This window comes from Microbacterium sp. USTB-Y, from assembly GCF_023703415.1.
Taxonomy (GTDB): Bacteria; Actinomycetota; Actinomycetes; order Actinomycetales; family Microbacteriaceae; genus Microbacterium.
This window is the reverse complement of sequence record NZ_JAGMTU010000005.1, coordinates 260,134-281,443: the sequence shown is the minus strand read 5'-3', so window position 1 is coordinate 281,443 and position 21,310 is coordinate 260,134. Positions and strand designations below refer to the sequence as shown.

The following is a 21,310-nucleotide window of genomic DNA, read 5'->3' as shown; positions in this document are numbered from 1 at the left end:
CAGACGCCGCATATCGTCTGGCGTGGCCCTGCACCAGGGCACACTCGACACAGCGAAGGACTTGAATAGTGAAGCTCAACCGCATCACCACGATCGGCGCAGCCGGCGTGCTCGCCGCGATCGCGCTCGCGGGCTGCTCCTCGACGCCCAGCAGCACGAGCACCGAATCCTCCTCGGCCGCTCCGACCGCGAGCGGCGTCACCTCCCCGGTGGACGCCTCGCTGACCGGCACGATCACCTCGGGCGGATCCAGCGCCCAGGCGAACGCACAGGCCGCGTGGACCGCTGCGTACAACGCTCAGGCCAAGGGCGTCACGATCAACTACGACAAGTCGCAGGGCTCGGGCGGTGGCGTCACCAACTTCCTCAGCGGCGCCTACGACTTCGCCGGCTCCGACTCCCCGCTGAACGCGGACCAGACCACCCAGTCGAAGGGCCTGTGCACCGAGGGCGGCATCAACATCCCCGTCTACCTCGACGGCGTGGCGATCGCCTTCAACATCCCGGGCGTGACCGACCTCAAGCTCAGCGGCGAGACCATCGCCAAGATCTTCGCCCTGCAGATCACCGACTGGTCGGACGCGGCGATCACCAAGGACAACGGCAAGGCGCTCCCCGCCGGCAAGATCACCACGGTCGCGCGCTCGGACGGCTCCGGCACCACGGCGAACTTCACCAACTACCTCGCCGCCACGCAGTCGAGCGTCTGGACCTTCCCCGCGGGCAAGGACTGGCCGGTCGAGGGCGACGTCTCCAAGCAGAAGGGCGGCTCCGGCGTCGTCCAGGCGATCGAGGCCGGCACCGGCACGATCGGCTACGCCGACCACTCCGCGATCGGCAAGCTCGCCAGCGTCGCGATCCTGCAGGACGGCAAGGCCATCCCGTTCAGCGCCGAGGCCGTCTCCAAGACGTTCGAGGTCGCCGCGGTGGAGGCGTCCAACGGCGTCAAGGGCGATCTGTCGAAGAAGTTCGACTACTCGAAGCTGACCGCCGAGACCTACCCGATCCCGCTGGTCTCGTACGCGATCGCGTGCACCACCTTCAAGACCCCGGCCCAGGCCGAGCTGGTGAAGTCGTACATCGGCTTCATCGACAGCACGATCGGCCAGCAGGTCGCCGTCAAGAACGCCGGCGCCGCCCCGCTGCCGGAGTCGGTGCTCAAGGCCGCTCAGGAGTCGCTCGCGACCATCAAGTAATCCTCAGACCGGGTCCGGGTCGGCTCCCTGCGGAGCCGACCCGGGCTGGGCAGGACAGCCGATCCACGCGGAGGTCCTGCCGAGTTTCCGTGCTGGCCCGATCACCTCTCCGGCCCCTGGGGCGGAGCACAAACGAAAGACGCGCACACATGCGAGATCAGGAGTGGGACCGTGACTGACGTCGCGCAGACCGGTGGCGCGACAGCGGCCCCGACCGACAAGCTCGTCGGCAAGCGTCGAGCCGGCGACGGCTTCTTCCTCGGCCTGTCGACGACGGCCGCCGCCTCGATCATGGTGATCCTCGCCGGCGTCGCGATCTTCCTGATCCTCAAGGGCCTTCCCGCCATCACCGCGAACTGGGAGACCAACCACGATCTGGCGGGCTACCAGAACAAGAACTGGGGCAGCTTCTGGAACTACGTCGCCCCGCTGCTCTGGGGCAGCCTGTGGTCGTCGCTCATCGCGCTGGTCCTCGGCGCCCCGGTCGCCATCGGCATCGCCCTGTTCATCTCGCACTACGCACCGCGCAAGCTCGCCGGCCCCCTCGCCTACGTGGTGGATCTGCTCGCGGCCGTGCCCTCGATCGTCTTCGGCCTGTGGGGCGTCATCGTGATGCGCCCGTTCCTCACGCCCCTCGCCCAGTTCCTGAACGAGTACCTGGGCTGGATCCCGCTCTTCCGCGGACCCGTCTCGAGCACGGGTTCCACCATGCTCGCGGGCGGCGTCGTGCTCGCGGTCATGATCCTGCCGATCATCACCGCCCTGACCCGCGAGATCTTCCTGCAGACGCCTCGGCTCAACGAGGAGGCCGCGCTCGCCCTGGGCGCGACGCGCTGGGAGATGATCCGCCTGGCGGTGTTCCCCTATGCGCGCAGCGGCATGATCTCGGCGATCCTGCTCGGCCTCGGGCGTGCGCTCGGCGAGACGATGGCGATCGCGCTGATCATCTCGCCGTCGATCCTGTTCTCCTTCGCCGTCCTGACCGACGGGTACAACTCCCAGACGATCGCCGGGAACATCGCCAACAACTTCCCGATCGCCACCGACATGCAGCGCTCCGCCCTCATCGGCACCGGTCTCATGCTGTTCGTGGTCTCGCTGGCGGTCAACATGCTCGCCCGCGGCATCATCGGCCGCTCCACGAACCGCACACGCAAGGCCCCGAAGATCGGAAAGCGCGCATGACCGCCGTCACCTCCTCTCCGGCGACCGCTTCGTCGATCACGCTCACCAGCGGCCAGCTGCCGCGCTGGATCGAGCCGGTCCTGGCGGTCGGCACGGCGGCCGTCGTCGCCGCCGTGCTCCTCGTGCTCCAGCTCTTCAACCCGGCCGTGTGGCTCGTCCTCACCGCCGTGTTCTACCTCCTCGCCATCGGCATCGGGGCCGGCATCGTCGAGGGGCGCCGCAAGGCGGTCGACCGCGTGGTGCGCGGTCTCGTCGTGTGCGCGTTCATCCTCGCCGTGGCCCCGCTGATCTCCACGCTCTGGACCGTGGTCGCCCAGGGACTGAAGGTGCTCACCTGGGACTTCGTGACCAAGGTCGGCGGCAGCGTCTTCGACCCGAACACGCTCGCCGTGACGAACACCCCCGGCGCGCTCCAGGCCGTCGTCGGAACGCTGATCATCACCGGGATCGCCGCCGTGATCTCGGTGCCGATCGGCATTCTGGCGGCGGTGTACCTGACGGAGTACGCGCAGCCGAGCAACCCGATGCGCCGCGTGATCACGTTCCTCGTGGACGTCATGACCGGCATCCCCTCGATCGTCGCCGGTCTGTTCGCCTTCTCGCTGTTCGCGCTCATCGTCGGCCCGAAGGCGTTCAGCGGCTTCTCCGCGTCGATCGCCCTCTGCGTGCTCATGATCCCGATCGTGATCCGGTCCACCGAGGAGATGATCCGCCTCGTCCCGAACGAGCTGCGCGAAGCGTCGCTCGCCCTCGGCGTCCCGCGGGCGACCACCATCATCAAGGTGGTGCTGCGCACCGCGGCGAGCGGCATCGTCACGGGCGTCGTGCTCGCCGTCGCCCGCGTGGTCGGCGAGACCGCCCCGATCTTCATCGCGGCGAGCTTCACGGACAACTTCAACGCGGACCCGTTCAGCGGCCCGATGCAGACCCTGCCCGTGATGGCCTACACCTCCTGGGCGTTCCCGGGCAAGGACATCGAGGCCTCGCAGGCGCAGGCCTGGGGCGCCGCCCTGCTCCTGGTCATCGTCGTCGTCATCTTCAACCTCATCGCTCGGATCGTCGCGAAGGCATTCGCGCCGAAGAGCCGCTAACTCCCGAAGGAACTCACCGTGTCCAAGAGCATCGAAGTCAACGACCTGAACGTCTACTACAGCGACTTCCTCGCCGTCGAAGGCGTGTCCATGAACATCGAGCCGCGCACCGTGACCGCCTTCATCGGGCCGTCCGGCTGCGGGAAGTCGACGTTCCTGCGCACGCTCAACCGCATGCACGAGGTGATCCCGGGCGCGACCGTCAAGGGCAGCGTCTACATCGACGGCGAGGACCTGTACGCCCCGGGCGTGGATCCGGTGCTCGTGCGCCGCCAGGTGGGCATGGTGTTCCAGCGCCCGAACCCGTTCCCGACGATGTCGATCAAGGAGAACGTCCTCGCCGGCGTGCGCCTGAACAACAGGCGGATCTCGGCATCCGACGCGAACGACCTCGTGGAGAAGTCGCTGCGCGGCGCGAACCTGTGGAACGAGGTCAAGGACCGCCTCGACAAGCCCGGCGCGGGTCTCTCCGGCGGCCAGCAGCAGCGCCTGTGCATCGCGCGCACCATCGCGGTCTCCCCGCAGGTCGTGCTGATGGACGAGCCCTGCTCGGCACTGGACCCGATCTCGACGTTCGCGATCGAGGAGCTCATCACCGAGCTCAAGAACGAGTTCACGATCGTGATCGTGACCCACAACATGCAGCAGGCCTCGCGCGTGAGCGACAAGACGGCCTTCTTCAACATCGCGGGCACCGGCAAGCCGGGCAAGCTCATCGAGTACTCCGACACGGCGGCGATCTTCACCTCGCCCAAGGAGCAGGCCACCGAGGACTACGTCTCCGGTCGCTTCGGGTGATCCCGGGCCGCGTGCTTCCGCTCGGATCCTGATCCGCCCGGCGGTCCGGCGCCCGGATCCCTCCTCCGGGACCCTGGGCTATCCTGGGCGACGACCGAGGGGATCCACCGTGACGAACCGCCGCATCTCGACGGCCGCCGCGATCGCCCTCGCATCGGCCCTCGCCCTCGCGGGCTGCACCGCGCCCGGCGGCGGCGCTCCCCGCACGTCCGCCGCAACGACTCCGCCGCCCGCGCCGGTCTCCGGCAGCATCCTCGGCGCAGGATCGACGGCGCAGAAGAGCGCCCTCCAGGCGTGGGCCGGACTCGTGGCCGCCGCGCATCCGGGTGCGCAGGTGGGCTTCGATGCCCGCGGCTCCGCCCTCGGCCGCCAGGCGTTCCGGGAGGGGCAGGTCCCGTTCGCCGCCTCCGACGTGCCGTTCTCGACGGATGAGGTCGCGGCAGGCGGCTTCCGGGCCTGCGCCGAAGGGGCGCAGCTCGTCGAGATCCCCGCCTACGTCTCCCCCGTCGCGATCGTCTTCGCACTCGACGGCGTCGATGCGCTGAAGCTCTCCCCCCGGGCCCTCGCGGGCATCTTCGCCGGGACCGTGACCCGATGGGACGACCCCGCGATCGTCGCCACCAATCCGACCGCGGCGCTGCCGTCGAAGCCCATCCTTCCCGTGCACCGCTCCGACGCCTCGGGCACCACGGCCCACGTCACCGACTATCTGTCGCAGACCGCTCCCGACGTGTGGACCGCCGGCACGGCGGACACCTGGCCCTCCGCCCTCGACGGCCGTGCCGCGCAGGGCGCGGCCGGCCTCGCCGCCGTCGTCCGCGCCACCGACGGCGGCATCGGGTACGTCGACGCGTCCGTCGCCGGCGACCTGCCCTCGGTGCAGATCAAGGTCGGGGGCGGCTGGGTGGAAGCATCGGCCGCCGGTGCGAGGACGGCGATGGACGCCGCCCGGATCGAGCAGGGCCGCGCGCCGGGCGACCTCGCGACCACGATCGACCGCGGCACGCCCGCCCGCGGCGCCTACCCCGTGCTCCTGGTCGGCTATCTCATCGGTTGCTCCCGCTATGAGGACGCCGAGACCGCCGCCCTCGTGAAGACCCTCTTCTCGACCGCGGTCTCGGCGGAGGGGCAGCAGCGGGCGGCCGACGCCGCCGGAAGCGCGCCGATCTCGGAGGAGCTGCGCACCAGGGCGCAGGCCGCGATCGACCTGATCTCCTAGGTCTCCGACCGCCCTCCGGATCCGCCGCCTCCGAGCCGAGACCGGTTCCGCCCGAGGACCGCCGTCTGCGCGCGCTCAGCGGTACTCGGGATTGGCGTCGTAGCCCCACCGCTCGCCGTCGTTCCAGGCCTGGCGGAGGTTGCCGTAGGCGGGGATGCCGCCGGCGTCCTTCAGCCGGCGCGCGGTGTGCAGGAGGTTCCAGGTCATGAACGTGGTGTTGCGATTCGTGAAGTCGTTCTCCGGTCCGCCCGACCCCGGATCCAGATAGCTCGGCCCCGGTCCGATCGCCCCGATCCAGCCGGCGTCCGCGGCCGGCGGAATGGTGAACCCGATGTGCTGCAGGCTGTACAGGATCGACATCGCGGCGTGCTTGACGCCGTCCTCGTTGCCCGTGATGATCGCCCCGCCGGTCTTGCCGTAGTACACGTACTGGCCCTTGTCGTTGAAGAGCCCGCTCATGGCGTAGAGCCGTTCGATGAGCTTGCGGGTGATCGAGGCGTTGTCGCCCAGCCACAGCGGGCCGCCCACGACGAGGATGTCGGCGGCGTCGATGAGCGGCCAGATCCGTTCAGGCCACTCGTCGCTCGTCCAGCCGTGCTCCCGCATGTCCGGGTAGACGCCGGTGGCGACGTCGTGGTCGATGAACCGGATGTTCTCGACGGCGACGCCCTGCGAGCGCATCAGCGCGATGCTGCGAGCCATCAGCCCCTGCGTGTGGCTGGGTTCGGGGCTCCGCTTCAGGGTGCAGTTGACGAACACGGCGCGGAGGTCGTCATAGGCCGCCGGAGCGGCCGGGTGCTCTGCCATGGGGGCAGACTACGTCGATCACGCCGCCCCGGCCAGCCCCCGGGCGCCGGTGGACCCCGGTGCGCGACCCGTCGGATCAGTCCCGCGCGGAGAGCAGGTACGCGTTCAGGGTGTCGGTGAACGCGCGGTCGATCGGGAGCGGACGGTCGTCGATCGCCGCGATCGGGGCGGCGAGGCGCACGCTGGAGACGAGCCAGGCCTGGTCCGCGGCGGCGAGGTCGGTCGTCGGCACCGTGGCGTACTCCGTGGCGAAGCCCTGCTCCTCGAGGTGCGCGAAGAGGCTGATCTGCGTGGTGCCCTGCAGGATCCCGCCGTGCGGGGCCGGGGTGACGAAGCGGTCGCCGAAGCGCAGGATGAGCGACGCGGTCGGGGCCTCCAGCACGACGCCGTCGGTGGTGACGAAGATCGCGTCGTCGGCGCCCCGGCGGTGCGCCTCGCGCAGAGCCGCCATGTTGATCGCGTAGGACAGGGTCTTCGCGCCGAGCAGCAGCCACGGCGAGCGCCCGGCGGCGCCGCTGTCGTAGCCCCGGTCGAGCGTGACGACGCGGATCCCCTCCGTGCGGGCGGCAGCGAAGTCACCCGCAGGAGCGGCCGTGACCCACGCCGTGGGCGCCGGACCGTGGTCGACGCCGCGGCTCAGGATGAGCTTGATGACCCACTCCCCCGGACCGCACTCGGCCGCCGCGATCGCGATCGCCTGCCGCCACTGCTCGCGGTGCGGTTCGGGCAGGTCGCACAGCGCCGCCGAGTGCGCCAGCCGCTGCACGTGCGGCTCGACCTCCTGGGCGTGCCCGTCGACGACCCCGATCGACTCGAAAATGCCGTCGCCGCGCTGGGTGCTCAGCTCTCCGACACTGAGCGCGGGCGCACTCGGGTCGATGCGGCGGAAGCTGTCGCTGAAATCGGCGCGCTCCTCGTCCGTGGATTCGGCGGGGGTGATCAGCAGGGCGAAGCGGGCGGCGGCCATAGGACGAGCTTAGGGCGTGCGCCGGGAGGGCCGGATTCTGCTGTGCACCTCGCGCGGAGATGTGCGCTTCGGTCGGACGACCTCACTCGTTTCGTCCGAAGCAGCCGCACATTTCCGAGCGAAGCGCACGCCCATCCGCGGACCTCCGCGGGCGTGCGCCCTGCCGGAGGCGACTCGCCCGAGCTCCCGGTCGCGGGGAATACCTCCGGGTGCTACGCGTTACACTGGATCGGCCGGGCCGCATAACCCCGGGCTCCATTTTTCGCCGCTGCGAGCGGCCTTCCGCCGAGAGGCGTTCTTGCGGCCCGGCTTCTTCGTCTCCGGATCCGCTCCCCTCCGGGATGGATCCGGTCCCCTCCGGGATGGATCCGGGAGTCCGGTCAGGTCAGCGATCCGTCGCGCCAGGCGGCGGCCGACGCTGTGAGGTCCTGGGCGAAGGCGCTGAGGCGGGCGGCACGGGTGGTCAGCTCGCTCGCCCGGTCCGGCTCGGTCGGGTCGTAGTCGTCGGCGATGTGCGTCGAGCCGGACGCCTGCACGCGGCAGAACGCCGCGGCCCGCTCGAGCGCGATCGCGAAGTCGCCGGTGAAAGCGCCGCGGAGGATCGTGTCGATCAGCCCGACGAGCTCCTCGGGACCGGCCGGCACCGGTGCGCCGGCGACGAGGGCGTCGACCGACGGCAGTTCCACCCGCCCGCGCTCGTGCAGGAGTGCGGCGAGGGACGGATCCGCGTGGATCGACACCTGCAGGAGGTACAGACGCCACAGAGCTCCGGGCAGCGACACCGCGGGACTCTTCGCCCAGAGCTCGGCGACCTCGTCGATGCCGTGCTCGGTGGCGTAGGCCACCAGCCGCTCGGCGCTCACGCCGCTGTCGTCGGCCCGGACGCGCGCCAGCAGCGCCGAGGCCGTGGCGTGCGCCATCCGCGTCTGCTCGGCCGGATCGTGGGATCCGAGCAGGTTGTCGAACGTCTCCGGGGAGAGGCGGACGGGGCGGTGAAAGGGAGCGGGCACCGACCCAGGCTACGCGCGGTGCCCGACTCGGGCACCCAGTCGCGACCGATAGACTCGGGGACACGGGCCTCTAGCTCAGTTGGCAGAGCATCGGACTTCAACACAATAGGAGCGCCTCGGGGGAAACGCCGAGGATGACACCACTCAAAGTCGGGGAACCCTTCCTGGGAGACCAGTTGGCAATCCCGAGCCAAGCCGGACGCGAGTCCGGAAGGTGTAGAGACTGGACGGGTGGCACCTAAAGCGCAAGCCAGGGTGAAGGGACAGTCCAGACCACGAACGCCCATCGGGCGGCGGCGAAAGCCGAAGTGGCAGGTTAATCCGCGGGTCGTGGGTTCGAGCCCCACGGGGCCCACCGTGAACAGAGGGTCCGGTCGACATCGACCGGACCCTCTGTTCGTGCGCCGAACGCTCAGCGCGGCGATGTCTCGGCAAGAGGCGCGCCCGCCTGGCGCGCGAACAGTGCGATGGCCCGCTCGGCGTCCGCGAGGGAGATGCTGCCGCCCGCGACGATGTGCAGGCCGTACGCGTCCTCGAGGGCGACGAAGTTCATCGCGATGTCCTCGATCGGGCCGGTGAGCGCGAAGTCGCCGCTCGCCGTGCCGGCCTCCAGGATCCGCCGGTACAGTCCGAGCTGCTCGCCGTAGAGGCGCTGGACGAGCTCGTCGTGCAGCGGCGACTTGCCCGCGAGCACGTCGAACTCGTAGAGCAGGCGCATGAGCGCGTCGTCCGGGCCGCTCGGCAGGCCGGCGCGGATCGCGATCGCGAGCTGCTCCGCCGGATGCTCCGCCCGGGCCACGAGCGCCTCGCGCTCCTCGCCCACCCGGCGCATGCCCGCGGCATGGGCTTCGACGAGGATCGCGTCGAGATCTTCGTAGTAGTACAGCAGCGCGCCGCGGGTCACCCCGGCCTGATTCGCGACGTCGGTCAGCGAGAGATTGCGCAGCCCGTGCTCGGCAGCGGCCTCGAGCGCCGCATCGACCACGTCGCGGCGGCGCTGCTCCTGGGTGCTCGGGCGTGCCATGAAGCCAGTATCGCAGTCCCACGGAGGGATCCGGTTCCGATCGAAAGAGTTTCTTGACATTTGCGTCAATTAATTTACTCTTGAGTCAAAGAACTGCGGTCGCCCCTCCGGGCAGAGCCGCCCGAGCCCCTGGAGCACCGACATGGCCGTCGACACCCTCTACACCGGCGGACGCGTCCGCACCTTCGACCCCGCCCAGCCCTGGGCCGAGGCCGTCGGCGTCACCGGCGACCGGATCAGCTACGTCGGAACGGCCGCCGATGCACCCGCCGCACGTCGCACGGTCGACCTCGAGGGGCGCCTGGTCACCCCCGGCGTCGCCGACACCCACAACCACCTCCTGCTCGGCTACGACGACCTCGCCGTGAGCCTCGATCAGGTGCAGAGCCTCGACGTCGTGCGCTCGCGCATCGCGGCCTTCGCCGAGACGCACCCCGACCTGGAGTGGATCTGCGCCGAGAACGCGCTCTACTCGGTGGTCGAGAACCGTCGCCCCCGGGCCGACGACCTCGCCGGCGTGACCGACCGTCCGGTGTTCATCACCACCTACGACCAGCACTCCGTGTGGCTCAACCGGCCGGCACTGGCGAAGCTCGGCATCCTGAACGGCGGCGACATCGCCTGGGGCAACCCCGAGATCGACCGCACCACGGGCGAGCCCACCGGCTGGGTCACCGACTTCTACACGAGCGCGATGACCGTCGACGGCCTCGCCGAGCTGCAGCGCGACATCCCGATGTACTCCCCCGACCGGCGCTACCGCAAGATCGTGAACAGCCTCGACATGGCCCGCCGCTTCGGCATCACGACCGTGGTCGAGCCGCAGGTCCCGCTCGCGGAGCTGCCGCTGTTCGAGCGGGCCGAGCGCGAGGGCAGGCTGACGGCGCGCACCATCGCCGCGATCTACCACCCCGTCGGCGCCGACGGGGACTTCCGCACCCGCATCACCGAGGCGATCCGGGAGACCCCGCAGCACGACCGGTTCCGCCTGGGCATGGTCAAGCTGTACGCGGACGACGTGATCGAACCGCACACCGCGGCCATGCTCGAGGACTACGCGAACCGTCCCGGCCACCGCGGGCACACCAGCCTCGAGCCGACCGAGTTCACGAAGCTGTTCGTCGAGCTCGACCGCCTCGGCTACCAGGTGCACACGCACGCCACCGGCGACTGGGGCATCCGCCTGACGCTCGACTCGATCGAGGCCGCCCAGCGGGCGAACGGCACGCGGGACGCCCGGCACGGCATCGTGCACGTCGAGTGTCTGGCGCCCGAGGACCTCCCGCGTTTCCGCGAACTCGGCGTGGTCGCGGCGATGCAGCCCCGCCACGCCTCCCCGGACCTCGTCGCGGGCACCTGGATGGCGAACATCGGAGAGGCCCGCTGGGACCGCGCCTGGCGGTTCCGCTCGATGATCGAGTCGGGCGCGCGCGTCACGTTCTCCAGCGACTGGCAGGTGGGCGAGATGGATCCGCTCGTCGGCGTCTACAGCGCGATGACCCGGGCGCGCCTGGACGGCGGCGACGCCTGGACTCCGGGCGAGCGCCTCGATCTCGACCGCACGCTGCAGGCCTACACCCAGGGCGGCGCCGGAGCGTTCCATCACGAGGACGCCCTCGGGATGCTCCGCACCGGATACCTCGCCGACCTCGTGGTGTGGTCGGGAGACCTCTACTCCATGGAGCCCGCGGAGATCCTCGCCCAGCACGCCGACCTGACCGTCGTCGGCGGCACCGCGGTGCACGACCACCGCGGCGAGCTCGGCGGCGCCTCCTCCTCCGCCCCGGTCCAGGACCCGGGCGGCGCCGGGCAGAGCTGCACCGAGCCCTCCGCCGACCACCACTGCCACTCGCACACCGATTGAGGACTCGCCCACGATGTCAACGCTGCCATCCCACTCCGCCGTCGCCGCCGGCGACGACCAGCTCGCCCACGCCGTCACCCACGAGCCCGGTTCGCTCAAGCGCACCCTGAAGCTGCGTCACCTGGTCTTCATCGGCCTCGCCTACATGGCCCCGCTCGCGGTGTTCGACATGTTCGGGATCGTGGCGGATCAGACCAGCGGCCACGTGCCGCTCGCCTACCTGGTGGTGCTCGTCGCGGTGCTGTTCACCGCGTTCAGCTACTCGCGCATGGTGCGCTTCTTCCCGATCGCCGGGTCCGCCTACACCTATGCGAAGGAGAGCATCCATCCCTCCGTCGGCTTCCTCGTGGGCTGGGCGGCGACCCTCGACTACCTGCTGCTGCCGATGATCAACGCGATCCTGTCGGGGATCTACATGGGAGCGATCTACCCGGGCGTCCCGTTCTGGGTGTGGGTGCTCCTCACGGTCGTCATCTGCACCGCGCTCAACCTGGTCGGGGTGCGCCTCGCCGCGAGCATGAACGTGATCCTGGTCGGGATCCAGCTCGTCGTCGCCGTGCTCTTCGTGGTGCTCGCGGTGGTCAACATCGCGAACGGCGCGAACGGCGCCGCCTTCAGCGTGCGGCCGTTCTTCTCCGACGACATCCAGGCCGCGGCCCTCGCCGGCGGCGCGGCGATCCTCGCGCTGTCGTTCCTCGGGTTCGACGCCGTCTCCACCCTCGCGGAGGAGGCGGAGCGCCCCACCCGCGACATCCCGCGGGCCATCTTCCTCATCGTCGCCGCAGCGGGCGCGTTCTTCCTCACGGTCACCTACGTCATGCAGACGCTGTTCCCCGATGTGACGAAGCTCGAGAACATCGTCGGAGCCTCCCCCGAGATCGCGAAGTACATCGGAGGGGCGGCATTCCAGGCGATCTTCGTCGGCGGGTACATGATGGCGGTGCTGGGCTGCGGCATCACGCAGCAGCTGAGCGCGGCGCGCCTGCTGTACGCGATGGGTCGTGACGGAGCCCTGCCGAAGCGGCTGTTCGGCAGGGTGAACCCGCGCACCGGCGTCCCGGTCGCGAACGTCCTCATCGTCGCCGCGATCGCGCTCACCGCACTGTTCGTCAACCTCGAGCAGGCGTCCTCGATGATCAACTTCGGCGCCTTCATCGCCTTCACCTTCGTGAACCTGTCCGTGATCTTCGTGTTCTTCCGGTTCATCACGAAGCGCACGATCGGATCCTGGATCGGCTTCGTCGCCATCCCGGCGATCGGCGTCGTGATCAACGTGGCGCTCTGGCTCAGCCTGGACGGGATCTCGATGATCATCGGCGGCGCCTGGACCGCCATCGGCGTCGTCTACCTGCTCATCAAGACCCGCGGCTTCCGGGCCGCACCGCCGGATCTGACCGGACCGATCAACGTCGGCATGTACGACTGACCCCGCGCCGGCATCGGCCCCGGCTTCGGCCTCGGCCTCGGCCTCGGCGCCACGTTCAGGCGCGCCGGGCCCGATGCCGGCGCACGGCGTCGCGGTTGGCGCAGCGCACCGAGCAGTAGCGCTGCCGCCCGTTGCGCGTGACGTCGACCACGACGTTCGTGCACGGCGCCGCCGCGCAGCGGCCGAGGCGCCCCATCCCCCGGGTGACCAGGTGCAGCGACGTGCCCACCGCGATGACGGCGCGCAGCACACGGGGCAGCGCATCCTGCTCGTCGCGGTAGTGCAGGTGCCAGCCCTCGCCGTCGTGGTCGGTGAGGCGCGGGTAGGCCGCCGCCGCCGCCATCTGCGCGTTCAGCAGCATCGCGCGCTCCGCGGGGGTCGGCGCGTCGACGACGCGCAGCCACTCGTCGATCACCCGCCGGGTCTCGGCGTGATCGTCGGGCCCCTCCGGGAAGACCATCGTCATCCCGAACTCCCGCGTGCGTCGCTCGATGCCGGCGCGATCGGACGGCCACTCGTCGGCGAGCGACGCCGCCATCAGCACCGCGTACTCGCCGTAAGGGTTGAGATGCATAACGGCATTACATCATCGTGGAACCATGACCGCCACATCCTCCGCCGACACCGCATCGCTCCCCCTCGCCCCTCCGCATCCGCCCCGCGCGGTACCGGCCCACGAGCACGCCTGGACCACGCGATCGCGGCACCGGACCGCCGACGGCACGCTGCTGTACGTGCAGTGCCTCCGGTGCGGTGCGCAGCGGGTGGATCTGCAGGCGTCCGGGGACGCGGCTCCGCGGGCGCTGAGCCGCGCGCTCGACGCGCCCAGGACGAGCGGACGGTGAGTCCGACCGCCAGCCGGCCGTGGCCGGAGGCCGGCGGTGGCCTGGGCCGACGGTGACCGTCAGCCGGCGGTGAGTTCGACGAGCTTGCGCACGGTGCGCAGGTTGCGGGCTGTGCCGGCGACGCCGAGGGCGCGATCCAGCACCGGGCGCGTGAGCTTGCTGGAGTGAACTCCCCCGGCGCCGAAGTCGATCCAGAGATCCCGCCCGCGCAGGGCGATCCGCTCGCCGGGCTGCAGCCGCCCGGTCAGCGCCTCCACCGCGTCACCCGCGGGCTCCCCCTCGAGGAACATCGCATGCAGCATCTTGTCCTCCGCGGCGTCGGGGAACGGGTTCTCGTCGACCGCCCGCACGAGATCGTCATGAGTGCGCAGGATCACCGGAGTATCGACGGCGAAGGCATCATGGATCAGCGATCGCACCTCGGCACAGGCCGCCGCCGGGTCGGCGGCGGCGTCGCAGATGACGTTGCCGCTCGCGATGTAGGTGGTCACGACGCCGAACGCCGCACGCTCGTTCAGGAGCGCCCGCAGCTCGGCCATCGGCACCCGGTTGGCGCCGCTCACGTTGACGGCGCGGAGGAGCAGAGCGCAGCGTCCCGCACTCATGCCTCCTCCGCCGGGTGCGCGCCTTCCACGAGCTCCGCCCCCGCGTGGGCCAGCTCCGCGAGCGCCGCGGCACTCGACTCCGCCCCGACGCCGGCCACGAGGTCCGTGAGGATCCGCACCTGCACGCCGTGCGCGATGGCGTCGGCGGCCGAGGCGCGCACGCAGTGGTCGGTGGCGATGCCCACGACGTCGGCCGTCAGCACGCCGCGGGAGGAGAGGATCCCGGCGACCGTCTCCCCCGCCTCGGTCGTGCCCTCGAACATCGAGTAGGCGGGGCGGCCCTGGCCCTTGAACACGTGGTGGGTCACGGCGGCGGTATCGAGCAGGGGGTCGTAGTCCGCGCCGGCTGTGCCCGCGACGCAGTGCACGGGCCAGCTGTCCACGAAGTCGGGTTCGGAGGAGAAGTGCCCGCCGTTGTCCCCCGAGGCATCGTGCCAGTCCCGCGAGGCCACGATGACGTCGTAGTCGGCGGCGTGATCGCGCAGCAGTCCGGTGATGCCGCGCGCGACGGCATCTCCTCCGGCCACGGCGAGGGCACCGCCCTCGGTGAAGTCGTTCTGCACATCGACGATCAGCAGCGCACGGGTCATGACCCGAGCGTACGCCGGAACGACGAAACCCCCTCCGCGGAGGGGGTTTCGGGTGGAGCCGCCCAAGGGAATCGAACCCTTGACCTTTTCATTACGAGTGAAATGCTCTGCCGACTGAGCTAGGGCGGCGCACATCCCGAGAGATGCGCATGCGGGCGAACCGCACGATCAACGATCTTACCCTGTCCGCGGGCATGCTGCGAACCACGCGCGCCCGGGCGCGGCTCGGGCCCGGCAAGGCCCCGCCGCGCCTCGGTCTACTCGCAGCGGATCCCGGCCTTGTCGGGCACGGTGCCGTCGACGAAGTAGGCGTCCACCGCGTCATCGACGCAGGAGTTGCCCTTGTTGTAGCCCGTGTGGCCCTCACCGACGCGGGTGATGAGGATCCCGCCTTCGAGCTGCTTGGCGAGGGACTCCGCCCACGAGTACGGCGTCGCGGGGTCGTTGGTGGTCCCGACGACGAGGATCGGACCGGATCCTGCCGCGGTGATCTCGCCGCGCTTTCCGGTCGGCGGATAGGGCCACTGCTCGCAGGGGTCGGGACCATCCCAGTAGGGGGCGATCGTGGGGGCCTCGGCCTTGATCTTCGCGTCCGACGCGGCCTTGGCCGCGGGATCGTCTTCGACCGGGTAGTCCATGCAGTTGTAGGCCCGGAACGCCTCCGTCGAATTGTCGGAGTAGGCGCCGTTCTCCCGGTTGTTGTAGAAGTCGGCGAGCTGGAAGGCCACCGACGGGTCGCCCTTCAGCACGGCGGTCAGCGACTGCGTCAGGTACGGCCAGCTGTCCTGCGAGTACAGCGCCGAGACGATCGACGTCATCAGCGTGTCCGCGCCCAGCATGCGCCCGTCGGCGTTCTTCTGCGGAGAGCGGTCGACGCTCGCCAGCAGCGCGCCGAGGTCGCTCATCGCCTCGTCGACGGTGCCCTGGAACGGGCACTTCTTGCCCTTCAGGCACTCGGCCATGTACGCGCGCAGCGCGGACTCGAACCCGATGGCCTGCGTCGTGCTGACGTCGAGGTTGGACACGGCGGGGTCGAGCGCGCCGTCCAGCACCAGGTGCCCGACGCGCTCGGGGTACAGCTGGGCGTACGTCGCGCCGAGGAACGTGCCGTACGAGTAGCCGAGATAGTTGAGCTTCTTGTCGCCCAGCACTGCGCGCAGCAGATCCATGTCCCGCGCCGAGTTCACGGTCGTGATGTACGGCAGGATCCCGTCGCTGTTCTTCTCGCACGCATCGGCGAAGTCCTTGTTCGCCGTCTTCTGCGCGGCGGTCCACTCGTCGCTGCCCCGCGCGCCGGGGCGGATCGAGTAGAGGTAGTCGTCCATCTGCGGCGCGTCGAGGCACTTCACGGCGGTGGAGGACCCGACACCGCGCGGGTCGAACCCGATGACGTCGTAGTTCTTGATCAGCGTGGGGCTGACGGCGAAGCTCAGGCTGGACTTGATCAGCTCGAGTCCGCTCGCCCCCGGCCCGCCGGGGTTCGTCAGCAGGGATCCCTGGGAGTGGCCGGTCGCGCGATGGCGCACCACGGCGAGATCGAGGCTCCCCTTGCCGGGGTCGTCCCAGTCGAGCGGCGCCTTGACGGTCGTGCAGACCATGCCGCTGCCGCAGGCGGACCATTGGAGCGTCTGCCCGTAGAACGGCATCAGCTCGGCGGAGACGCCCGACGTGTCGGGGGTCGCGGTCGGCCCGGCTGACGAGGATCCGGCGGGGATCATCGAGTACAGGCAGCCGGTGAGCGCCAGGGCGGCGACGACGACACCCGCCGCCACCGTGGTGATCCGGCGCAGTCGCGAAGCGGAACGCGTGTTCATGGTCTCCTCCCGCTCGTGACGGTCACGAGCAAGCTCTCGAGGGCGAGGGCCGGGGCGACGTTGCGCTCCAGCGACTCCCGGGTCTCGGCGAGGTGGTCCAGCACGACCAGCGTGCGCTCCGGCGGCCAGGCCTCGGCGACGGCGGCGAGCTCGGCGGCGAGCTCCTGGTTGATGAGCCCGTCGTCGCGGCCGAACTGCAGCATGACCACGTCGCGGAACAGCGACTGCAGGTCGGTGAGCACCCGGTCGAGCCCGTCGCGCACGCTGCGCTTGGCGCGCTGCTTCTGCTCCTCCTCGAGGGCGTTGATCTGCGAGCGCACGGCCGGGGGGACGGCCTGGCCCTCGGCGATGCCGACGGTGTGCAGCAGCGCGCGCCGCTCGGCGTCGTCGCGTTCGGCCGTGAGCGCCTTGGCGTCCTCCGTCGCCGCCTGCACGATCTGGCCGGCGACCTCGACGGCGTCGCTGACGCCCCTGGCTCCCAGCACGGCGCGCATGGTGTGCTCGCGACGAGCCCGGGCCGATTCATCGGTCGCAAGCCGCTGCGCCATGCCGATGTGCCGCTGCGCGAGACGCGCGGCCTGCTCCGCGACCGCGGGGTCGACGCCCGTGCGGCGCACGATGAGCTCGGCGACGGAGGCGACATCGGGCTCGCGCAGGCGCAGCGACCGCACGCGCGAGCGGATGGTCGGCAGCAGATCCGCCTCGCTCGGGGCGCACAGGATCCACACGGTCTGCTCCGGCGGCTCCTCCAGCGCCTTCAGCAGCACGTTCGAGGTGCGTTCGGTCATGCGGTCCGCGTCCTCGACGACGATCACCCGATAGCGCCCGCTGGACGGCCCGAAATACGAGCGCTCGACGAGGGCGCGGGCCTCGGCGATCGAGATGATCACCTTCTCGGTGCGCAGCACCGTCACATCGGGGTGGGTGCCGGCGAGCACCTGGTGCATGGTCTGCTCGTCGCCGGGGCCGGCGATCAGCGACGCGGCGAACGCCGTGGCCAGCGTCGAGCGGCCCGACCCCGGAGGTCCGGTGATCAGCCAGGCATGCGACATGGCGGCCGGGTTCTCGACCGCGGTGCGCAGCGCCGCGACGGCGGCGTCCTGCCCCCACACGTCGGTCCAGGGGAACGGCGCGGGAACGGTGGCGGGCATGCGGTCAAGCCTAACCGGGAGGGGCGACATGCACCGTGCGCCCGCGACCGGCTGCGGCGCCGCGCGTGCTCGCCCGCCGAGCCGCGGGGACGTGCTGCCCGCCGAGCCGCGGATCAGAGCAGGGCGGCCACGCGTGCGCGGACGACGTCCGCGATGGCCGTCGGATCCTGCGCAGCGTCGACGACCAGGAAGCGCTCGGGCTCGGCCTCGGCGAGCGCCAGATACGCCTCGCGCACCCGCTGATGGAACTCCTCGCGCTCGGCCTCGAGCCGGTCGAACGGCTTGTCGGCGGAGTCGAGCCGACGACGGGCGTCCGCGGGATCCAGGTCGAGCAGCACGGTGAGGTCGGGCAGCGCCCCCTCGGCGGCCCACAGCGACAGGCCGCGCACCTCCTCGGCATCCAGCACGCGGCCGGCCCCCTGGTAGGCGACGGACGAGTCGAGGTAGCGGTCCTGGATGACGACCACGCCGCGCTCGAGCGCCGGGCGCACCACCGTGGCGACGTGATGGGCGCGGTCGGCGGCGTACAGCAGCGCCTCCGCCCGCGGCGCGATGTCGCCGCGGTGGTGCAGGACGATGTCGCGGATGAGCACGCCGACCTCGGAGCCGCCGGGCTCGCGGGTGCGCAGCACGTCGCGGCCCTGCGCTTCGAGCCAGGCCTCCAGCAGCGCGGCCTGCGTGGTCTTGCCCGAGCCGTCGCCGCCTTCGAGGGTGATCCAGATCCCTCGGGCGGCGCTCACGCCCCGGCCTGCTTCTTCGCGGCGTTGGCGGCGCGCGTGGCGGCCGCCTTCTTCGCTGCGGCGGAGCGGGCGGCGGCCTTCTCGGCATCGGTCTTGGCCGTGGCCTTCGCGGCCGCGGGCTTCTTCGCAGCGGTCTTGGCGGGCGCCTTCTTGGCGGGCGCCTTCTTCGCCGCCGCAGCACGGGATCCGCGCTTCGGCGCCGGCCCCTTGGCCCGCTTGTCCGCGAGCATCTGCACCGCGATCTCGAAGGTGATGTCCTGCACCTGCTGGCCCCGCGGGATGGTCACGTTGGTCTCGCCGTCGGTGACGTAGGCGCCGAAACGACCGTCGCGGATCCGGATCGGCTTGCCGCTGACGGGGTCCGCGTCGAACTCGGCGAGCGCGCTCGACGCGCGGCGCGCGCCGTACTTCGGCTGCGCGTAGACCGCCAGGGCCTGCTCCAGCGTGATGTCGAAGATCTGCTGCTCGTTCTCGAGCGAACGCGAGTCGGCGCCCTTCTTCAGATACGGCCCGAAGCGGCCGTTCTGCGCGGTGATCTCCTCCTCGGTCGCGGGGTCGACGCCGACCACGCGGGGCAGCTCCAGGAGCTTGAGCGCCGTGTCGAGGTCGATCGTGTCGACCGACATCGAGCGGAACAGGGAGGCGGTGCGCGGCTTGGGCGCGGCCTCCTTCTTCGCTCCGCGCTTCGGCTTCGGCTTCTCCACGACCTCGCCGGTGGTCTCATCGACCTGGTCGTCGTCGGAGACCGGATCGTTCTCCTGGACGTAGGGGCCGAACCGGCCGTCCTTGACCACGACGACCTTGCCGTTGGCCGGGTTCTCGCCGAGCACGCGGTCGCCGGCGACGGGGGCCTCGATGAGCTCCCGGGCCTTCGCCGCCGTCAGCTCGTCGGGAGCCAGATCCTCGGGGACGTTCACGATGCGCGGTTTCGCGTCGGGGTGCGCGGGATCGGCGACCTCGAGGTACGGGCCGTACTTGCCGAACCGGAGCGTGGCGGTGTCGGTGATCGGAGTCGCGTTGAGCGCCCGCGCGTCGATCTCGCCCAGGTTGTCGACCACCTGGCGGAGGCCGACCTGCGTGTCGTCGCCGAAGTAGAAGGAGTGCAGCCACTCGATGCGCTTCTGCTCGCCGCGGGCGATCGCGTCGAGGTCGTCCTCGAGCGCGGCGGTGAAGTCGTAGTCGATGAGGTCGGCGAAGTGCTGCTCGAGCAGCCGGACCACGCTGAACGCCATCCACGTCGGCACGAGGGCCTGTCCGCGCTTGGTCGCGTAGCCGCGGTCGATCACGGTGCCGATGATGCTGGCGAACGTGGACGGGCGGCCGATGCCGTGCTCTTCGAGCGCCTTCACGAGCGACGCCTCGGTGTAGCGCGGCTTGGGCGTCGTGCGGTGCGGCTTGGCGTCGGCCTCGGAGACGCCGAGCACATCGCCCACGGCGACGGCGGGGAGCGACTGGTTCTCGGCCGCATCGGCGGCGTTGCGGCGCTCGTCCTTGCCCTCCTCGTACGCCTCGAGGAAGCCCTTGAAGGTGTACACCGTGCCGGACGCGGTGAACTCCGCGGTGCGGCCGTCCGCGTCCACGGCGAGCGTGACCGTGGTGGTCTCGTACTTCGCGTCGGACATCTGGCTGGCGACCGTGCGCTTCCAGATGAGGTCGTAGAGGCGCTGCTCCTCGCGGTCGAGCTGCGCGGACACCGATGCCGGCGTGCGGAACTGCTCGCCCGACGGGCGGATGGCCTCGTGCGCCTCCTGCGCGTTCTTGCTCTTGCCCTTGTACACGCGGGGCTTCAGCGGCACGGCGGCATCGCCGTAGAGCGCGACCGCCTGCGACCGCGCCGCCTGCACCGCCTGGGTGCTGAGGGCGACCGAGTCGGTGCGCATATAGGTGATGTAGCCCTTCTCGTAGAGGCGCTGGGCGACGCTCATCGCCTGCTTCGCGCTCATCGAGAGCTTGCGGCCCGCCTCCTGCTGCAGCGTGGAGGTGGTGAAGGGCGCGTAGGGGCTGCGGGTGCCGGGCTTCGCCTCGACCTTCGTCACGGTGCCGGATCCGGCCGCGTCCACGGCTGCGGCGAGCGCGGCCGCCGCCTTCTCGTCGAGCACGACGACGGCCTTCTTCAGGGCGCCGTTGTCGTCGAAGTCGGTGCCGCGGGCGATGGCGCCCCCGTCCAGGCGCACGAGGCGCACTGTGAACGGAGTGGTGGCGGCTACGGCGGTGGCGTCGACGTCCCAGTACTCGGCCGACACGAACGCCATGCGCTCGCGCTCCCGGTCGACGATCATGCGGGTGGCGGCCGACTGCACGCGCCCTGCGGAGAGGCCCGACTTGACCTTGTACCAGAGCACGGGCGACACGTCCCAGCCGTACAGCCGGTCCAGGATCCGGCGGGTCTCCTGGGCGTCGACGAGCGCGAGGTCGAGCTCACGGGTGTTGCCGACGGCGGCCTGGATCGCGTCCTTCGTGATCTCGTGGAAGACCATCCGCTTGACGGGGACCTTCGGCTTCAGGGTCTCCAGCAGGTGCCACGCGATGGCCTCGCCCTCGCGGTCCTCATCAGTGGCGAGCAGGAGCTCGTCGGCGGTCTTCAAGGCGCGCTTGAGCTCGGCGACGGTCTTGGTCTTGCGGTCCGAGACGACGTAGTAGGGGTCGAAGTCGTTGTCGACGTCGATCGAGTACTTGCCGTACGCCTGCTTGTCGGCGGCCGGGATGTCCTTCTTGTCGGCGAGGTCGCGGATGTGCCCCACCGAGCTGAGCACCTCGAAGCCGTCGCCGAGATAGCCCTGGATGGACCTCATCTTCGTCGGGGACTCGACGATGACAAGCTTCTTGCCTTGCGCCACGGGTGCGGTCCTTTCGGGTCCTGAGCTTTGACGAGGGGTCGAAGCACACCATACACACCGCGCCGGAGGAGGGGACTCAGCACGATGGGCCGTCGCCGCAGGAGGTTCGGGTTCTCCTGCACGGGATCCCGCGACAGCCGG

The 21,310-nt window shown here is 70.6% G+C and carries 19 protein-coding genes and 1 tRNA gene; 8 read left to right on the top strand and 12 right to left on the bottom strand.

Annotation, left to right across the window (positions count from 1 at the left end):
• Positions 1–68: 68 nt before the first annotated feature.
• The 5 genes from J8G10_RS14130 (at position 69) to J8G10_RS14110 (ending at position 5,489) form a co-directional block, all read left to right on the top strand.
• A complete protein-coding gene (locus tag J8G10_RS14130; RefSeq protein WP_251446118.1) occupies positions 69–1,196 on the top strand; it encodes a substrate-binding domain-containing protein in 1,128 nt (375 codons plus the stop codon).
• A 171-nt stretch (positions 1,197–1,367) separates the two neighbouring features.
• Positions 1,368–2,381: a phosphate ABC transporter permease subunit PstC gene (pstC, locus tag J8G10_RS14125; RefSeq protein WP_251446115.1), complete on the top strand. Its 1,014-nt coding sequence runs from the start codon at positions 1,368–1,370 to the stop codon at positions 2,379–2,381.
• On the top strand, positions 2,378–3,472 hold the full coding sequence (gene pstA, locus J8G10_RS14120; protein ID WP_251446112.1) for a phosphate ABC transporter permease PstA: 1,095 nt from the start codon (positions 2,378–2,380) through the stop codon (positions 3,470–3,472). The genes pstC and pstA overlap by 4 nt, the downstream gene beginning before the upstream one ends.
• 18 nt (positions 3,473–3,490) lie before the next feature.
• The gene (gene pstB / locus J8G10_RS14115) at positions 3,491–4,270 is read left to right on the top strand and encodes a phosphate ABC transporter ATP-binding protein PstB (protein ID WP_251446109.1); all 780 of its coding nucleotides are present in this window, start codon (positions 3,491–3,493) and stop codon (positions 4,268–4,270) included.
• Between the two features lie 109 nt (positions 4,271–4,379).
• A complete protein-coding gene (locus J8G10_RS14110) occupies positions 4,380–5,489 on the top strand; it encodes a phosphate ABC transporter substrate-binding protein PstS (protein WP_251446106.1) in 1,110 nt (369 codons plus the stop codon).
• Positions 5,490–5,564: 75 nt separating this feature from the next.
• On the opposite strand, the gene J8G10_RS14105 is transcribed toward J8G10_RS14110, so the two are convergent.
• From J8G10_RS14105 to J8G10_RS14090, 4 genes are all read right to left on the bottom strand, one after another.
• Entirely contained in the window at positions 5,565–6,296 is a 732-nt protein-coding gene (locus J8G10_RS14105; RefSeq protein ID WP_251446103.1) for a flavodoxin family protein, read from the bottom strand.
• Positions 6,297–6,372: 76 nt separating this feature from the next.
• Positions 6,373–7,263: an aminodeoxychorismate lyase gene (locus J8G10_RS14100; protein WP_251446100.1), complete on the bottom strand. Its 891-nt coding sequence runs from the start codon at positions 7,261–7,263 to the stop codon at positions 6,373–6,375.
• Between the two features lie 380 nt (positions 7,264–7,643).
• Positions 7,644–8,273, bottom strand: coding sequence for a DNA-directed RNA polymerase subunit beta (locus tag J8G10_RS14095; RefSeq protein WP_251446097.1), 630 nt, complete (start codon positions 8,271–8,273; stop codon positions 7,644–7,646).
• 412 nt (positions 8,274–8,685) lie between these two features.
• A complete protein-coding gene (locus J8G10_RS14090) occupies positions 8,686–9,297 on the bottom strand; it encodes a TetR/AcrR family transcriptional regulator (RefSeq protein WP_251446095.1) in 612 nt (203 codons plus the stop codon).
• 142 nt (positions 9,298–9,439) lie between these two features.
• Between J8G10_RS14090 and J8G10_RS14085 the strand changes: the two genes are divergently transcribed.
• Both J8G10_RS14085 and J8G10_RS14080 read left to right on the top strand, forming a co-directional pair.
• Positions 9,440–11,161: an amidohydrolase gene (locus tag J8G10_RS14085; RefSeq protein ID WP_251446093.1), complete on the top strand. Its 1,722-nt coding sequence runs from the start codon at positions 9,440–9,442 to the stop codon at positions 11,159–11,161.
• 13 nt (positions 11,162–11,174) lie between these two features.
• The gene (locus J8G10_RS14080) at positions 11,175–12,587 is read left to right on the top strand and encodes an APC family permease (protein ID WP_251446091.1); all 1,413 of its coding nucleotides are present in this window, start codon (positions 11,175–11,177) and stop codon (positions 12,585–12,587) included.
• A gap of 55 nt (positions 12,588–12,642) precedes the next feature.
• Here the strand turns inward: J8G10_RS14080 and J8G10_RS14075 are convergent, their stop codons facing one another.
• Entirely contained in the window at positions 12,643–13,161 is a 519-nt protein-coding gene (locus J8G10_RS14075; RefSeq protein WP_251446089.1) for a CGNR zinc finger domain-containing protein, read from the bottom strand.
• Between the two features lie 25 nt (positions 13,162–13,186).
• Here J8G10_RS14075 and J8G10_RS14070 point away from each other — a divergent pair, with 25 nt between their 5' ends.
• Entirely contained in the window at positions 13,187–13,432 is a 246-nt protein-coding gene (locus tag J8G10_RS14070) for a hypothetical protein (RefSeq protein ID WP_251446087.1), read from the top strand.
• A gap of 59 nt (positions 13,433–13,491) precedes the next feature.
• Here J8G10_RS14070 and J8G10_RS14065 read toward each other — a convergent pair whose 3' ends face one another.
• The 7 genes from J8G10_RS14065 to topA form a co-directional block, all read right to left on the bottom strand.
• Positions 13,492–14,037: a DUF1697 domain-containing protein gene (locus J8G10_RS14065; RefSeq protein ID WP_251446085.1), complete on the bottom strand. Its 546-nt coding sequence runs from the start codon at positions 14,035–14,037 to the stop codon at positions 13,492–13,494.
• Entirely contained in the window at positions 14,034–14,627 is a 594-nt protein-coding gene (locus J8G10_RS14060) for an isochorismatase family protein (RefSeq protein WP_251446082.1), read from the bottom strand. The genes J8G10_RS14065 and J8G10_RS14060 overlap by 4 nt, the downstream gene beginning before the upstream one ends.
• A 53-nt stretch (positions 14,628–14,680) precedes the next feature.
• Positions 14,681–14,756: transfer RNA gene (locus J8G10_RS14055), tRNA-Thr, on the bottom strand.
• A 128-nt stretch (positions 14,757–14,884) separates the two neighbouring features.
• Complete coding sequence (locus J8G10_RS14050) at positions 14,885–16,441, bottom strand: alpha/beta hydrolase (protein ID WP_251446079.1); 1,557 nt, start codon at positions 16,439–16,441, stop codon at positions 14,885–14,887.
• Positions 16,438–17,592 (bottom strand): DNA polymerase III subunit delta', encoded by a 1,155-nt coding sequence (locus tag J8G10_RS14045; protein WP_251446076.1) that lies wholly within the window; start codon positions 17,590–17,592, stop codon positions 16,438–16,440. The genes J8G10_RS14050 and J8G10_RS14045 overlap by 4 nt, the downstream gene beginning before the upstream one ends.
• Positions 17,593–17,705: 113 nt before the next feature.
• Entirely contained in the window at positions 17,706–18,332 is a 627-nt protein-coding gene (gene tmk, locus J8G10_RS14040; RefSeq protein ID WP_251446074.1) for a dTMP kinase, read from the bottom strand.
• Positions 18,329–21,169, bottom strand: coding sequence for a type I DNA topoisomerase (topA, locus tag J8G10_RS14035; protein WP_251446071.1), 2,841 nt, complete (start codon positions 21,167–21,169; stop codon positions 18,329–18,331). Before topA ends, tmk begins: the two co-directional genes overlap by 4 nt.
• Between the last annotated feature and the right edge of the window lie 141 nt (positions 21,170–21,310).

Excerpts from the sequence above, each read along its gene's own strand:
- pstA (WP_251446112.1), top strand. The coding sequence starts at position 2,378 with ATGACCGCCGTCACCTCCTCTCCGGCGACCGCTTCGTCGATCACGCTC.
- J8G10_RS14105 (WP_251446103.1), bottom strand. The coding sequence starts at position 6,296 with ATGGCAGAGCACCCGGCCGCTCCGGCGGCCTATGACGACCTCCGCGCC.
- J8G10_RS14100 (WP_251446100.1), bottom strand. The coding sequence starts at position 7,263 with ATGGCCGCCGCCCGCTTCGCCCTGCTGATCACCCCCGCCGAATCCACG.
- J8G10_RS14090 (WP_251446095.1), bottom strand. The coding sequence starts at position 9,297 with ATGGCACGCCCGAGCACCCAGGAGCAGCGCCGCCGCGACGTGGTCGAT.
- J8G10_RS14085 (WP_251446093.1), top strand. The coding sequence starts at position 9,440 with ATGGCCGTCGACACCCTCTACACCGGCGGACGCGTCCGCACCTTCGAC.
- J8G10_RS14080 (WP_251446091.1), top strand. The coding sequence starts at position 11,175 with ATGTCAACGCTGCCATCCCACTCCGCCGTCGCCGCCGGCGACGACCAG.
- J8G10_RS14075 (WP_251446089.1), bottom strand. The coding sequence starts at position 13,161 with ATGCATCTCAACCCTTACGGCGAGTACGCGGTGCTGATGGCGGCGTCG.
- J8G10_RS14070 (WP_251446087.1), top strand. The coding sequence starts at position 13,187 with ATGACCGCCACATCCTCCGCCGACACCGCATCGCTCCCCCTCGCCCCT.
- J8G10_RS14065 (WP_251446085.1), bottom strand. The coding sequence starts at position 14,037 with ATGAGTGCGGGACGCTGCGCTCTGCTCCTCCGCGCCGTCAACGTGAGC.
- J8G10_RS14060 (WP_251446082.1), bottom strand. The coding sequence starts at position 14,627 with ATGACCCGTGCGCTGCTGATCGTCGATGTGCAGAACGACTTCACCGAG.
- J8G10_RS14050 (WP_251446079.1), bottom strand. The coding sequence starts at position 16,441 with ATGAACACGCGTTCCGCTTCGCGACTGCGCCGGATCACCACGGTGGCG.
- J8G10_RS14045 (WP_251446076.1), bottom strand. The coding sequence starts at position 17,592 with ATGCCCGCCACCGTTCCCGCGCCGTTCCCCTGGACCGACGTGTGGGGG.